This window comes from Micromonospora sp. URMC 106, from assembly GCF_051386395.1.
GTDB lineage: Bacteria > Actinomycetota > Actinomycetes > Mycobacteriales > Micromonosporaceae > Micromonospora.
The window spans coordinates 1-13,995 of the sequence record NZ_JBPQTP010000149.1; the positions used below are offsets into that span (position 1 = coordinate 1).

The 13,995-nt window shown below is 74.8% G+C and carries 14 protein-coding genes; 4 read left to right on the plus strand and 10 right to left on the minus strand.

The window, feature by feature from the left end; genetic code table 11:
- On the minus strand, nucleotides 1–739 hold a 739-nt coding region (locus ACSNOB_RS29365), incomplete at its 3' end, for a lysophospholipid acyltransferase family protein (protein ID WP_436690379.1).
- Between the two features lie 133 nt (nucleotides 740–872).
- On the opposite strand from ACSNOB_RS29365, the gene ACSNOB_RS29370 reads away from it, so the two are divergent.
- The gene (locus tag ACSNOB_RS29370) at nucleotides 873–1,517 is read left to right on the plus strand and encodes an alpha/beta hydrolase (RefSeq protein WP_436690381.1); all 645 of its coding nucleotides are present in this window, start codon (nucleotides 873–875) and stop codon (nucleotides 1,515–1,517) included.
- Nucleotides 1,518–1,723: 206 nt separating this feature from the next.
- Here the strand turns inward: ACSNOB_RS29370 and ACSNOB_RS29375 are convergent, their stop codons facing one another.
- Nucleotides 1,724–3,784, minus strand: coding sequence for an amylo-alpha-1,6-glucosidase (locus ACSNOB_RS29375; protein ID WP_436690383.1), 2,061 nt, complete (start codon nucleotides 3,782–3,784; stop codon nucleotides 1,724–1,726).
- Nucleotides 3,784–4,161, minus strand: a complete 378-nt coding sequence (locus ACSNOB_RS29380) for an SCP2 sterol-binding domain-containing protein (RefSeq protein WP_436690385.1) — start codon at nucleotides 4,159–4,161, stop codon at nucleotides 3,784–3,786. Before ACSNOB_RS29380 ends, ACSNOB_RS29375 begins: the two co-directional genes overlap by 1 nt.
- Before the next feature lie 151 nt (nucleotides 4,162–4,312).
- On the opposite strand from ACSNOB_RS29380, the gene ACSNOB_RS29385 reads away from it, so the two are divergent.
- Complete coding sequence (locus tag ACSNOB_RS29385; protein ID WP_436690387.1) at nucleotides 4,313–5,419, plus strand: DNA glycosylase AlkZ-like family protein; 1,107 nt, start codon at nucleotides 4,313–4,315, stop codon at nucleotides 5,417–5,419.
- A gap of 62 nt (nucleotides 5,420–5,481) precedes the next feature.
- Here the strand turns inward: ACSNOB_RS29385 and ACSNOB_RS29390 are convergent, their stop codons facing one another.
- From ACSNOB_RS29390 to ACSNOB_RS29410, 5 genes are all read right to left on the minus strand, one after another.
- Nucleotides 5,482–5,898, minus strand: a complete 417-nt coding sequence (locus ACSNOB_RS29390) for a CBS domain-containing protein (RefSeq protein ID WP_393110438.1) — start codon at nucleotides 5,896–5,898, stop codon at nucleotides 5,482–5,484.
- A gap of 243 nt (nucleotides 5,899–6,141) precedes the next feature.
- A complete protein-coding gene (locus ACSNOB_RS29395) occupies nucleotides 6,142–6,582 on the minus strand; it encodes a PPOX class F420-dependent oxidoreductase (protein ID WP_436690389.1) in 441 nt (146 codons plus the stop codon).
- 131 nt (nucleotides 6,583–6,713) lie between these two features.
- Nucleotides 6,714–7,739 (minus strand): aspartate-semialdehyde dehydrogenase, encoded by a 1,026-nt coding sequence (locus ACSNOB_RS29400; protein WP_436690391.1) that lies wholly within the window; start codon nucleotides 7,737–7,739, stop codon nucleotides 6,714–6,716.
- Between the two features lie 261 nt (nucleotides 7,740–8,000).
- The gene (locus tag ACSNOB_RS29405) at nucleotides 8,001–9,347 is read right to left on the minus strand and encodes a M16 family metallopeptidase (RefSeq protein WP_436690393.1); all 1,347 of its coding nucleotides are present in this window, start codon (nucleotides 9,345–9,347) and stop codon (nucleotides 8,001–8,003) included.
- Entirely contained in the window at nucleotides 9,347–10,639 is a 1,293-nt protein-coding gene (locus ACSNOB_RS29410) for a M16 family metallopeptidase (RefSeq protein WP_436690395.1), read from the minus strand. Before ACSNOB_RS29410 ends, ACSNOB_RS29405 begins: the two co-directional genes overlap by 1 nt.
- A gap of 88 nt (nucleotides 10,640–10,727) precedes the next feature.
- Here ACSNOB_RS29410 and ACSNOB_RS29415 point away from each other — a divergent pair, with 88 nt between their 5' ends.
- Nucleotides 10,728–11,468, plus strand: a complete 741-nt coding sequence (locus ACSNOB_RS29415; RefSeq protein ID WP_436690397.1) for a phosphodiesterase — start codon at nucleotides 10,728–10,730, stop codon at nucleotides 11,466–11,468.
- Here ACSNOB_RS29415 and ACSNOB_RS29420 read toward each other — a convergent pair.
- Nucleotides 11,435–11,650 carry a hypothetical protein gene (locus tag ACSNOB_RS29420; protein WP_436690399.1) on the minus strand — a complete coding sequence of 72 codons (216 nt, stop codon included), beginning with the start codon at nucleotides 11,648–11,650 and terminating at the stop codon, nucleotides 11,435–11,437. The genes ACSNOB_RS29415 and ACSNOB_RS29420 overlap by 34 nt on opposite strands.
- A gap of 155 nt (nucleotides 11,651–11,805) precedes the next feature.
- Nucleotides 11,806–12,957, minus strand: coding sequence for an alkaline phosphatase PhoX (locus tag ACSNOB_RS29425; protein WP_436690401.1), 1,152 nt, complete (start codon nucleotides 12,955–12,957; stop codon nucleotides 11,806–11,808).
- Between the two features lie 312 nt (nucleotides 12,958–13,269).
- On the opposite strand from ACSNOB_RS29425, the gene ACSNOB_RS29430 reads away from it, so the two are divergent.
- On the plus strand, nucleotides 13,270–13,995 hold a 726-nt coding region (locus tag ACSNOB_RS29430; RefSeq protein WP_436690403.1), incomplete at its 3' end, for a 3-deoxy-7-phosphoheptulonate synthase.

Genomic DNA, 13,995 nt, shown 5'->3' on the forward strand with positions numbered 1-13,995 from the left:
GGGTGCGACGGGCGGGGGCGTCGAGGGCGGCGGCCTCCTCCGGGGTGGGCGCGGTGCCGCCCAGGTGCGCCGGGAGCCACCAGGTGTCGTCGGGGCCGGCGGGCTGGTCCGGGTACTCCCGCTGGGCCCGGTCGACCAGGGCGCTCAGCCGCGTCTTCAGGTCGACGGTCATCGCGTTGGCGTCCGGGTAGGCGGCGGGGTCCATCGGCTCGCCCACCAGGATGGTGATCGGGGTGTGCCGGCGGGTGAGGGTGCGCGGGCGGCCCTTGGTCCAGAGCCGCTGGGTGCCCCACAGCGCCACCGGCAGCACCGGCACGCCGGCCTCGGCCGCCATCCGGGTGGTCCCGCTCTTCAACTCCTTGACCGTGAACGAGCGGCTGATCGTCGCCTCCGGGAAGACGCCGACCACCTCGCCGCGCCGCAGCGCGCTGACCGCCGTCGCGTACGACCCGGCGCCCGCCCGCCGGTCCACCGGGATGTGCCCCATCCCGCGCATCAGCGGGCCGGACACCTTGTGCGTGAAGACCGACTTCTTGGCCATGAACCGCACCAGCCGCTTCGCCGGGTGCGCGCCCAGCCCGCAGAAGATGAAGTCGAGGTAGCTGACGTGGTTGCTGGCCATCACCGCCCCGCCGGTACGCGGGACGTGGTGGGCGCCCTCGACGGTGATCTTGAGGTCCAGGACCCGGAACATCGTCTTGGCGGCGGCGATCACGGGCGGGTACACGAGTTCCGGCATGGCGCGAATTTACCCCGCCGGGCTGCGGATCACGCCATGGCGGGACGCCGCGCCGGCGGGCCGCGTACAGCTCGGCGTCTGCCCACGGCAGAGCGGGCTGGCCTCGTGACCCGGGCGGCACGACGATGACGGGATGACGGAACGCGGGGTGCTGCTCTGGGTCCACGGCGGCGGATGGCGCGGCCGGTCGGGTGAGGACGGCGCGGGGCTGGCCCGGTACGGGCTGCGGGTGGTCCAGGCGGCCTACCGGCTGTCCCACGAGGCGCACTGGCCGGCCCAGCTCGACGACGTACGCGAGGCGGCGCGGCGGGCCCGCGCGGCGGCCCCGGGGCTGCCGCTGCTGGTCGGCGGCGACTCGGCCGGCGCGACCCTGGCCCTGCACCTGGCGCTGCGCGGCGTCGACCGCCGCGACGACGTCGCCGCCGCGCTGGCCTGGTGGGCCCCGACCGACCCGCTCGCCGTGCAGTGGCGGCTGCGGCCCGACGGCAACCCGTGGGCGGACCTGCTCGGGCACCCCCCGGCCGCGGGCGACCCCGCCACCGTCGACGCGACCGTGACCACGCACGCCGGCAACGGGGTGCCCGTGCTGCTGGTGCACGGTCTCGACGACCGGTCGGTGCCGGTCGGCCAGACCGTCGACCTGACCGCCGCGCTGCTGGCCGCCGGGCACCCGGTGCACAGCTGGATCACCCACGGCGGCCACGGGCTCGACCTGGACCGCCCGGATCTCGCGGCCGTGACCGCGGCCTTCCTCGACACCATCCTGCCGGAGGACTGAGCCGGGGGCGCCGGCACGGGACGGCCGGTGCCGGGACGCCGACGGACGCCCACCCCGACAGCCCCCGGCCCGAAGCGGCCGACGCCGGAACGTCGACCCAACCGCCGGCGCCCCACCCCGACGCCCCCCGGCCCAGAGCGGCCGACGCCGGAGCGTCGCGCCGAACCGCCGGCGCCGGCCCGGACGTGAAGCCGGCGCCGGGTCGCTCAGTCGGTGAGCCGGTGCATGTCGAGGCGGCCCCGGGCGAACGCGTCCACCCGGCCCCACCGCCCCGGGATGTCCAGCACCTCGATGCGGCCCATCCCGATCGGCAGCCGGGGCTCCACCGCGAGGTGCCCCTCGTGCGGCTCCAGGCCGAGCATCGTGCGCAGCAGCAGCAGCGGTGTCCCGGTCGACCACGCCTGCGGGCTGCACGCCGTCGGATACTCCACCGGGAACTTGGTCAGCTCGCGGGGATAGCCGCCGAACGCCTCCGGCAACCGGCCCTCGAAGTAGGTGGCCGCGTCGAGGATGCCGTTGGCGATCACCGCCGCCTCCTCGGCGAAGCCGTACCGGCGCAGGCCCCAGGCGATGAACGAGTTGTCGAACGGCCAGATCGTGCCGTTGTGGTAGCCGATCGGGTTGTAGCGGACCTCCCCCTCGGCCAGCGTCCGCACCCCCCAGCCGGTGAAGAGCCGGGGCCCGACCAGATGGTGGGCGATCTTCTCGGCGCGTTCGTGGTCGACGATCCCGCTCCAGAGCAGGTGGCCGATGTTGGAGCTCAGCACGTCGCACTGGCGGCCGTCCGGGTCGAGGGCCAGGGCGTAGTACTCGCCGTCCTCCACCCAGAAGTCCCGGTTGAACCGTTCCTTCAGCGCCGCCGCCTCCCGCTCCAACTGGTCGGCGAACGCGGGGTCGCCCCAGAACTCCCGGGCCAGCCGGGCGGCCCGCAGCTTCGCGTCGTACGCGTACCCCTGCACCTCGCAGGTGGCCCGGGGGAACGGCGGCAGCTTGCCGTCCCGGTAGGAGATGGAGTCCCAGGAGTCCTTCCAGCACTGGTTCTCCAGGCCGGTGTCGCTGTTGCGCCGCTCGTACCAGATGTAGCCCGTGCCGACGAGGTCGGCGTAGTCGTCGATCCACTTCAGCGCGGCGCGACACTCCCGCTCCAGCTCCATCACCAGCTCGACGTCCCCGCTCCACTTCTCGTACTCGTCGAGCAGCACCAGGAACAGCGGGGTGGCGTCCACCGACCCGTAGTACGGCGAGTGCGGCTGCTCCTCGAAGGCGGCGGTCTCGCCGTACCGCATCTCGTGCAGGATCCGGCCCGGGTCCTCGTCGCGGAAGTCGTCGAACCGGGTGCCCTGCAACGAGGCCAGGATCCGCAGCGTGGTCTTCGACAGGTCCGGCGTGAACGGCAGGGTCTGCAGGCAGGTCAGGATGCTGTCCCGGCCGAACATCGTCATGAACCACGGCAGGCCGGCGGCCGGCAGGGCCGCGCCGCCGAGCGAGAGCGGCGAGAAGCGCAACGCGGCCAGGTCGATCATGCTCCGGCGGTACGTCGCGGCGACCCGGTCGTGCTGGCTGTTCACCTTGGGGGCCCTGGCGATCCACTCCTCCAGGTCGTGCTGGAGGGCCAGCCGCTCGGTGCCGTGCGCCCGCAGACCCATCCGCAGGTCCCGGCCGCCCGGGCCGAGCGCCAGGGTCTTGACGTCGATCTGGGCTTCCCACTGCTCGTTGGGCTCCAGGTGGATCGTGTACGCGAAGCCGTTGCGGTCGTACCGCGCCGGCGGGGACGCGGTGATCACCGTTTCCCGGGTGAAGTTGCCCCGTCGGTAGCCCAGGCGCAGCCGGTCGGTCTCGACCTCGGTGTAGATCTCGCCCTTCTTGTTCAGGATCTCGTCCTTGACCTGGAACAGGTCGGCGAAGTCGGACGCCGCGTCCATCCTGATCTCCAGGTCGACCGGCTTCTCGTCGTGGTTGAGGATGGTGAGCTGCTCCCGGAAGCTGCCTCCGACCGCCCGCTCCCGGATGATCGACAACTTGGCGTCGATGTAGTGCGTCGCCATCCCCGGCACCAGGAAGAACCGGGCCTCGTAGTACTGGAGGTCGTCGTACGAGAGCGGGTTGAGCCGCTCCCCGTTGACCTTCAGCACCCAGGTGGACAGGAACCGGGTGTCGAGGGAGAAGAACCCGGTCGGCTCGCTCGGTGTCGCCTCGATGTCCCCGGTGTCCTCCGACACCACGAAGGTGCTGCCGTCCAGGATCCGGATCGTGTTGCTCTGCGCCATCAGTGCACCTCCCGCTGTCCCTGGAAGCGCCGGCGGGGGCCGTGGGAGTCCGGCGGGCTGGGGAAGAGCCGCTCCAGCTGCAACACCAGCCGGAGATCCCCCGTCACCGTCATGTCCCCCCGCAGCAGCGCCGCCACCCCGTCCTCCCGGCCGGTGGCGAGGTCCTCGAAGAGCGCGGGGCTGGTGCCGACCACCGTGTCGGCCTCCTGGTCCTCCCGGCTCACCTGCACCCGGCCCCGGTCGATCCGCAACAGCCAGTGCGTCGTCTGCGCCCCCTCGTGCAGGTCCAGGCGCAGGGTCCCGGAGGACTTCGCCAGCAGGGGTTCGTACTCCCGCTGGTCGAGGTCCTCGAGGAACCTCGTCGTCGCGTCCACCATCGGGTCCTCTCCTCCCGTCGGTCATGTCCCGACCCGGGGTCCCCGTCCGGTGCGGGGTCAACCTCGCCCGCATCGGGTGAGTCGCGCCGGCGGCGGGGTCGTACCGCGGCAGTAGCCTGCGGGGCAGGTCGAGACGGCGGCGGAGGTCGGTATGGCGGGCGGCGGTCCGGAGGTCGGCCGGGAGCGGGTCCTCGCCTACCGGGCGGTCGCGCAGGAGTTGGACCGTCCGGCGCGGCGGCCCGCCGACCTGGCCGTGACGGAGCTGGGCGTGCAGGACACGCCCCACGGCTCCGCCCGGCTGGCGCTCGCCGCCCGGGGCGTGACGGCCTTCGACGACGACCGGCTGGAGCTGGTCTGGTCGATGCGGGGCGCGCCGCACCTGCACCGCCGCGCCGGGTTGCCGGCGTTGGCCGCCGCGATCTGGCCGCTGGGCGACGCCGACGCCACCCGCCGGATCGCCGGCCAGATCCGCGAGGGCGCCAAGCTGGGACTGGCCGCGTTCGAGGCCGTGGCGCGCGCGTTCGCGGAGGTGGTGACCGCGCCGACGGCCCGCGGCGAGGCGAGCCGCGCGGTGAGCGACCGGGTGCCCGCCGAGCTGACGTACGACTGTGGCCCGTGCGGCGCCCGGCACGTCTCCGGGTCGCTGTTCCAGCAGGCCGGCCTCGCCGGCGGCGTACGCCTGGAGGTGTCGGGGCGGGCGACGACGCTCGCGCCGCTGCCGGGCTGGCCCGGGCCCCCCGCGCGGGCGGCGGGCACCACCGCCCGGGTGCTCACCTGCCTGCGGCTGCTCGGGCCGGCGACGCCGGCCGACATCGCCGGCTTCCTCGGCACCACTGCCACCGCGCTGCGCCCCGTCTGGCCGGAAGGGCTCGCCGAGGTACGGGTGGACGGCCGGCGGGCCTGGCTGCCGGCGGAGCGGCTCGACGCGCTGCGCGGCGCGCGGCCCCTGCCGGGGGTCCGGCTGCTGCCGCCCGGCGATCCCTTCCTCCAGGCCCGCGACCGGGACGTGCTGGTCCCCGACCGGGCCCGCCAGTCGCAGCTCTGGCGGGTCATCGGCAACCCCGGGGCGCTGCTCGTGGCCGGCGACGTGGCCGGCACCTGGCGGGCGAAGCAGGCCGGCCGGGGCGTGCTGGAAGTGACCGTCACGCCGTGGGCCGCGCTGCCGCCCCGGGCGCGGAAGGACCTCGACGCGGAGGCCGCCTCGGTGGCCGCCGCGCGCGGCGCCGCCGACGTCCGGGTCACCGTCGACCCGTCCTGACCCCGCCCCGGAAGCCGCGACGCCGGCTCCCCGGTCGGAGAGCCGGCACGCCGCGGCGGACGTCAGTTGTTCGGTTCGTCGGCGCTGATGTCGGCGAGCACCGACTGCGGTTCCCGCTCCACGGCGAGGTCACCCATCGAGACCAGGCCGACGAGCCGCCCGTCGTCGATGACCGGCAACCGGCGGACGGCGTAGGTCCGCATCAGGTCGGCGGCGGCCACCGCGTCGTCGTACTGGCTCACCGTGATCACGTCCTTGCTGGTGATCCGGTTGAGCGGGGTCGAGTTCGGGTCCATGTTCTCCGCCACGCCCCGGACCGTGATGTCCCGGTCCGTCACGATACCGACGACATCGTCGCCATCGGTCACCACCACGTCGCCGATGGCGCTGTCGCGCATCTCCTGCGCCGCGGCGGTCAGCGTGTCGTTGCCGTCCATCGTCACCAACCGGGTCGTCATGAACTCTCCGACCGTTGTCATGGTGCTCCCCTCTCGGTGTCGGCACCGGCCGTCTACCCGCCGGCCGGGCGGGGTAACGCGGTGCGGTCCGGAGGGCCCGGGCGGTGCCGGAGGGCCGCTACGCGACCGGATGAGCGACGACGAACGGGAGTCGCGTGACACCGTCGCCAGAAACCCGTGGGTGGCGCAGCGTGGCCGAGGCCGTGGCCACCTCGTTGACGGCCGGAATCCAGCCGCCGGGCCGCGACCGGACCGCGGGCCGGATCAGCCGCGTGGCGGGATGCCGTAGAGGCGTTCGACGTGCAGCCGGAGCACGAGGCGGCGCTCGGCGACCATCGCCCGCCGGTAGTCGGCCCAGTCCGGGTGCTCGCCCTGGATCGCGCGGTAGAGGTCGACCAGCTCCGCCACGGTCTCGTCGTCCTGGTCGGCGGCCACCGGCGTCAGCTCGGCGCGCGCCTCCGCCACCGCGTACGCCCAGCCGTCCTCGCTGCCGACGTGGAAGCTGGCCCGGGGGTCGCGGCGCAGGTTGGCCGTCTTCGCCCGGCCGTCGGTCACCGACACCCGGATCACGGCGGACTCCGGGTCGAAGGCGTAGATGACGGTGGAGAGCTGCGGCGGCCCGTCCCGCCTGAGCGTCGCCAGCACCCCCAGCCGGTGTCCCGCGACCAGGTTCGCCAACGCCCGCCGGGTCTCGTCGTCCGCCACGGCATCCTCCCGATCGACCGTCACGCCGCTCCCATCGAACCACGGCGTACGGCCGCTGGCACATCCCCGCGTACCCCGGACTGGACGGGCCCCCGCCGCGAACCGGGGGGGGCCCGTCGCACGCGCGTCGGTCAGCGGCGCTCGGCGGCGACCAGCTCGGCGATCTGCACGGCGTTCAGCGCGGCGCCCTTGCGCAGGTTGTCGTTGGAGCAGAACAGGGCGAGCCCGTGCTCGACGGTCTCGTCGGCGCGGATCCGGCCGACGTAGGTCGGGTCCTGGCCGGCGGCCTCGAGCGGCGTCGGCACGTCGCTCAGCGCGACGCCGGGGGCGCCGTCGAGCAGCTCGCGGGCCCGCTGCGGGGTGACGGGGCGGGCGAACCGGGCGTTGATCTGCAACGAGTGGCCGGTGAAGACGGGCACCCGCACGCAGGTGCCGGAAACCTTCAGCCCGGGGATCTCCAGGATCTTGCGGCTCTCGTTGCGCAGCTTCTGCTCCTCGTCGGTCTCGAAGGAGCCGTCGTCGACGATCGAGCCGGCGAGCGGGAGCACGTTGAACGCGATCGGCCGGGCGAACGAGCGGGGGGCGGGGAACTCCACGGCCGCGCCGTCGAAGGTGAGCCCGGTGGCGTGCTCGGCGACCTTGCGGACCTGCTCGTCCAGCTCGGCCACGCCGGCCAGCCCGGCGCCGGAGACCGCCTGGTAGGTCGAGACGACCAGGGCGACCAGCTCCGCCTCGGCGTGCAGCGGGCGCAGCACCGGCATCGCGGCCATCGTGGTGCAGTTCGGGTTGGCGATGATCCCCTTGGGGCGTACGGCGGCGGCGTGCGGGTTTACCTCGGCGACCACCAGCGGCACCTCGGGGTCCATGCGGAACGCCGAGGAGTTGTCGATGACGACGGCGCCCGCCGCGGCGACCCGGGGCGCGAGTTCCTTCGCGGTGCCCTTGCCGGCCGAGAAGAGCACGATGTCGAGCCCGGAGTAGTCGGCGGTGGCCGCGTCCTCCACGGTCACCTCGCCGCCCCGGAAGGGCAGGGTGCGCCCGGCCGACCGTGCCGAGGCGAACAACCGCACCTGCTCCGCCGGGAACTCCCGCTCCGCCAGCACCTGCCGCATCACGCCACCGACCTGGCCGGTGGCCCCCACAATGCCGATCCTCATGCCCGCGAGGCTACCCAGCCCGGCGACCCGACCGGGAACGCTTTCCCACCGCCCGGGCGGGCGGGGGGCCGGCTCGGGCGGTGGCGCCGGTCACGCCCGGGGTGGGGCGGGGCCGGAACGACGCCGTCGATCGGCCCGGCGGCCCGGAAGAACCACCGCCCCCCGGGTCGCCCCGCCGGAGCATTCGCGTCGGCCCCGGCCCCGGGCGGGACGGCCCGCGGCCGGGACGGCGCGACCCAGATCACACCGCCCCGGCACCGGTCAGGAGGCGTGGTCGAGCAGGTCGCCCAGGCCGGTGGCGGTGAGCTCGTCGCGGATCACGGCGGCGTCGCCCTCCACCACCAGGGTGAGCGCCTCCGGGTGCAGGTGCGCGGCGGCCGCCGCGGAGACCTGCGCCACGTCGGCGGCGAGCAGCGACTCCCGCAGCCGGGCGTGGTAGTCGTCCGGCAGGTCATGCACGACCAGGGTGGTCAGCGCCGAGGCGATCGCCCGGGGGCTCTGCAGCTCGACGGAGAGCTGGCCGGCCCGCCAGGAACGCGCCACCGCCAGCTCCTCCTCGGTCACCCCGGTCTCCTGGGTACGGGTGATCTCGCCGACCGCCTCGACCAGGGCCGGCGCGGTGACCGCCGTCTGCACGCCGGAGCTGACCGCGAACCGGCCGAACCGGCGCGACGAGGCGAAGTCGCCCCGGATGCCGTACGTGTAGCCGCGCACCTCGCGGATGAGGTGGTTGAGCCGGGAGGTGAACGCCCCGCCGAGCACCGTGCCGGCGAGGGTCATCGGCACGTGGTCGGGGTGGGCGCGGTGCGGCGACGGGTGGCCCAGCCGCAGCGTGGACTGCACCGAGCCGGGGCGGTCCACCAGGATGACGCGCCGGCCGGGGCGGGTCGCCACCTCGATCGGGCCGCCGCGGTCGACCGGCCCGCCGCCGGTGCCGGCGAACGCCGTCGCGCCGAGCGCGTCCAGGTCGAGCCGGTCCAGGTCGCCGGCGACGACCAGCGTGCCGGGGCGGATGAACCACTCGGAGTGGAAGACGGTGACGTCCTCGACGTCCAGCCCCGCCACCGAGTCGGGGTCGCCGTACATGGGGCGGCCCCAGCGGTTCTCCGCGCCGAACAGGTCCGCGCGCAGCGCCGCGTCGGCGCGGGGACCGGGGTTGGCCCAGTCCATCCGCAGCGCGGTCGCCTCGTCGTCGCGGACCCGCCGGACGTCGTCCGGATCCAGCTTCGGGGTGCGGACCGCCTCGGCGAGCAGCTCCACGGCGGCGCTCAGCCGCTCCACCGGCACCTGCACGCTGACCTGGAACGAGTCCCAGTCCAGCCCGGTCACCAGCTCGGTGCCGAGCGCCTCGATCGCCAGCGCGTACGCGGTCGCGTCCCGCTGCGCGGTCCCCTCCTCCAGCGCCTTGGCGAGCACCCCGCCGAGCCCCTCCTTGCCGGTCGGCTCGCGCCCGGCGCCCGCGTCGAGCAGCAGCAGCGCCACGGCGAGGTTCTGCCCGGGCAGGTGTGCGGCGACCACCTGGCCGCCGGCCACCGTGCGGCGGACCACCTGCGGGAACCGGTAGGGGCGGGCGACGCCCGGCCCGGGACGGTCGGTGATCAGCGTCATCAGGGCTTCTCCTCGGGCAGGTAGGTCAGGGTCACCCGGTCGTCGGCGGCGAGCACCTCGGCGGCGGTCTCGGCGATCTGCTCGGCGGTCACCGCGAGCCAGGCCGGCAGCCGCTCGGCGGCCTTCGCCGGGTCGCCGAACTGGGTGGCGTAACGCCCGAGCGTGTCCGCCCGGCCGTCCACAGTGGACATCTGCCGCCACCACATGGTGGTGAGCAGGGACTTGGCCCGGTCCAGCTCGGCGGCGGTGACCGGCACGGTGGCCAGCTCGTCGACCACCTCGGCCAGCCCGGCGGCCAGCCGCTCGCCGCTGATGCCGGGGCGGGCCGTGGCGGTGGCGATCAGCGGCGCGGGGGCGTGCGCCAGGTCCACCCCGTACGCGCCGACGAGGTCCGGCTGGGCGATCCGCTCCCCGTCGGCGAGGCGCTGGTAGAGGCGGCTGCCCCGGCCGCTGCCCAGCACGGTGGCGAGCACGGTCACCACGTCGTAGCCGGTGCTGCCGAAGGCGTGGGTGCGGTGCGCGACGTAGACGCGGGGCGCCGGGACGTCGCCGGTGACCGTCTCCACGGCCGGTCGCCCGGCCACCGGGACCGTCCGGCCGTCGGGCGCGGGCGGGATGTCCTCGCGGGGCGGGATCGCGCCGAAGTACTTGTCGGCCAGCGCGAAGACCTCGGCGGCGGAGGCGTCGCCCACCACGGTCAGCACCGCGTTGTTGGGCGCGTAGTACGTCCGGTGGAACGCCTGGAAGGTGGCCAGGTCGGCGGCGTTCAGGTCGGCCATCGACCCGATCGTGGCGTGGTGGTACGGGTGCCCCGGCGGATAGAGCAGCGGCAGCAGCCGGAGCCAGGCGTCGCCGTAGGGGACGTTCTCGTAGCGCTGGCGCCGCTCGTTCTTCACCACGTCGCGCTGGTTGTCCAGCGTCTCCTGGGTCAGCGCCGGGACCAGGCCGCCCATCCGGTCCGCCTCCAGCCAGAGCGCCAGCTCCAGGTGCTCGGCCGGGACGGTCTCGAAGTAGTTGGTGCGGTCCGGGTTGGTGGTGGCGTTGAGCGAGCCGCCCGCACCCTGCACCAGCTTCATGTGCTCGGTCTTCGCCACGTTGACGGAGCCCTCGAACATCAGGTGCTCGAAGAGGTGGGCGAAGCCGGTCTGCCCCGTGGGCTCGTGCCGGGAGCCGACGTCGTACCAGAGGTTCACGGCGACCGCGGGCGCCGTGCGGTCCTCGCTCACCACCACGCGCAGGCCGTTGTCCAGTCGGGTCGTCTCGATGGGCCAGGGGTAACCGCTGTCGGGCATGGCACGACGCTATCCGATCAGGCGGGCCGGACGGGACACGCCGCTCGCGGCGAGGCATCGACCGTCGACGGCCGGGTACGGGGGGAGGATGCCGCCTGCCGCCACCGTGACCGACCGGGCCGCCGTCGCGGTCGACCGCGCGACCGCCGCCCTGACCCGGCTGCGCCGGGCCCGCCTGCTGCACCCCGCGGGCCGCTCCTTCACCGGCGAGGTGACCGTGTGGGGTACGCCGGGGCCGCCGACCGGGGTTCCGCTGTTGGACGCCCCGGGGCGCTTCCCGGCGACCGTCCGCCTCTCCAAGGGGGTGCCCACGCCGGGCAGTTGGCCGGACGTGCTGGGCCTGGCCGTGCGGCTGCACCGGGACTCCGGCCGGCCGTTCGACCTGCTCGTCAGTTCCAGCGGGGCCCCGCCGGTGCTGCGGAACCTGCCGCTGCCCCGGCGTCGCTTCGCCGGGACGTACAGCACCATCATGTCGTTCCGGGCCGGCCGGCGGCGGCTGTTCCTGGCCGCGCTGGCCGACCCGGAGTCGCCCGACCTGGGCCGCAGTCTGGCCGAGGTGGCCGCCGCCGCCCGGGCGGACGCGCCGCGGCTGGTGCTTGCGGTCGCGTCCGCGGTCGGGCCGTGGCGGCCGTTCGGTCAGGTCAGCCTCGGCGACCAGCTCAGCGCCCGGGAGGACGCCGCGCTGGCCTTCGACCCGGTCGGCAACCTGCCGCCGGGGCTGCGGGCGGCGGGCCCGATCGCCTGGCTGCGGGAGCACACCTATCCGGCCTCGCAGCGGGCGCGCGGGGCCCGGGTTCAGTCGGGGGGCTCGATGGGGGTCACCGTCTGATCGGAGGTGCGCCGCTCCAGGACGGTGTCCGGCGCGGCGTTGCGGTCCTCCTCCCGGATGTCCGACTCCTCGAGGATGGCGCCCGCCTGCGCCTGCGGGTCGTCGCTGCCGACCGCCGCCTCCTCGGGCAGCAGGTGGGCGCGGGACTCCACCCGTTCCTGGTCGCTCTGCTCGTGACTCATGCCCGCCCACATACCCCGCCGGCGTGTCGGGCACGCCCGCCCGGTCGCGGCGGCGCCGGCGGGCGTCGCGGGGCCACCGGCGCCCGGCCGCGACCGTGGCGCGGCGGCGGGCCGCCTCGGCAGCGGAACGGACCGCCGTCGGCAGGGGGCCGCGCTCAGGAGCGGAACGGGCCGCGCACCTCGTAGGTGATGCCGCCGGAGGAGGAGCCGGTGGTGCCGCGCTGCGACGAGAAGTAGAAGCGGCTGCCGTCCGGCGAGAACGCCGGACCGCAGATCTCCGACGAGGACTGGCCGGTGATCCGCAGGAACGGGGCGACCACCCCGGCCGGCGTGATGATGTTGATCTCCATGTTGCCGCCGTCCTCGGCCACGTAGAGGTCGCCGCCGGGGGTGCCGGTGATGTTGTCCACCCCGGTCAGCGGTGCCGTCCCGGAGACCAACGAGTCGTCGTACGCCAGGTCGATGCGCTGGTTCACCGCGTCGTAGGCCCAGACCCGGTTGTCGCCCTTGGTCGTGAACCAGCAGGTGCCGTCGGCGTACCAGCAGCCCTCACCGCCGCTGAACCTCTTCGCCCCGGAGACCTGGTCGCGGGTGTAGGTGGGCGAGCCGTCCGGGTCGGGCACCCGCGCCCAGCTCACCGGGCCGCTGGTGCCCGTGCCCGCGACCAGCACCTCCAGGGTGCCGGCGGAGAGGTCGCCCCAGGTGGTCGGCCGGAACCGGTAGAAGCAGCCGCTGGTCTCGTCCTCCGTCAGGTAGACGACCCGGCGGTCCGGGTCGCAGGCGGCGGCCTCGTGGGTGAAGCGCCCCATCGCCGCGCGCCGCACGCCGGCCCGGTCACCCTGCGGCCAGGTCTCGTAGACGTAGCCCCGGCTGACCTCCTCGCCGGAGAGCCAGGTCCCCCACGGGGTCGCGCCGCCGGCGCAGTTGCGGTTGGTGTTCGACAGGATCCGGTACGCGGAGACGATGCTGCCGTCGGCGGCGAAGCGCACCGCGGAGACCCCGCCGGTGGTGGCGATCTCGGAGTTCGAGACGTAGATCCAGCCGGTGCCGGCGGCGAAGCAGGCGCCGCCGTCGGGCGCGTCGTGCCAGGTGTACGACGTGCCGGGCACCGCCTGCCGGGAGCGGGCGATCACCCGGCTGGTGAAGCCGGCGGGGAGCTGGATGCCCCGCGCGTCGGCGGCGCCCAGCGGCCCGTACGGGCTGGTGCCGGGCTGGGCCGGGGCGGCCAGGGCGGCGCCCGCCCAGAGGCTGCCGGAGAAGGCGGCGGCGCCAGCGACGGTGGCGCGCAGGACGGTACGACGATCCATCGGAACCTCCGGACGAGCAGCGGTCGGTGTCGATGAAGCTACCGCCGATCGCATCGACGAAGGTGAACGTGTCGGGAGCGTTTTCCGACGACCGGGTGGACCCTGCCGGGCCGTCGGGTACGCTGGGCCGCGTGACGCGTTCGTATCGATGGTTTAGGCAGCCGGCTCGCACGCCGGTGACTTCACCATGATCTGACGTCACCGCCATCGAGCCGGCCGGGCAGGAGCTTTCGTTCCTGCCCTTTTGCGTACGAGCAGCCGGCTCGACCCGGGCACCGGCCCCGGGGCACGGTCGGCGGAAGGACACCCACCGTGACGACCCCGGAGACCGATCGGGTCAGCGATCAGCGGATCGACCGCGTCGTGCCGCTGACCACCCCCGCCCTGCTGCACCACGAGCTGCCCCTGGACGACACGCTCGCCTCGGCCGTGCTGACCGGCCGGCGCGCCGTCGGCCGGGTGCTGGACCGCGCCGACGACCGCCTGCTGGTGGTGGTCGGCCCCTGCTCGGTGCACGACCCGGCCGCCGCGCTCGACTACGCCCACCGGCTCCGCGCCGCCGCCGACCGGGTCGCCGACGACCTGCTGGTGGTGATGCGGGTCTACTTCGAGAAGCCGCGCTCCACCGTGGGCTGGAAGGGTCTGATCAACGATCCGGGGCTGGACGGCTCCGGCGACGTCAACGCGGGCCTGCGCACCGCCCGGGCGCTCCTGCTCGACGTACTGCGCCTGGGCCTGCCGGTGGGCTGCGAGTTCCTCGACCCGATCACCCCGCAGTACATCGCCGACACGGTGGCCTGGGGCGCCATCGGCGCGCGGACGGTGGAGAGCCAGGTGCACCGGCAGCTCGCCTCCGGCCTGTCGATGCCGATCGGCATGAAGAACCGCCCGGACGGCAGCATCGGCACGGCCGTGGACGCGATCCGGGCCGCCGGGGTGCCGCACGTCTTCCCCGGCATCGACGTCTCCGGCACCCCGGCGATCATGCACACCCGGGGCAACGCCGACGGGCACCTCGTCCTGCGCGGCGGCGGCGGC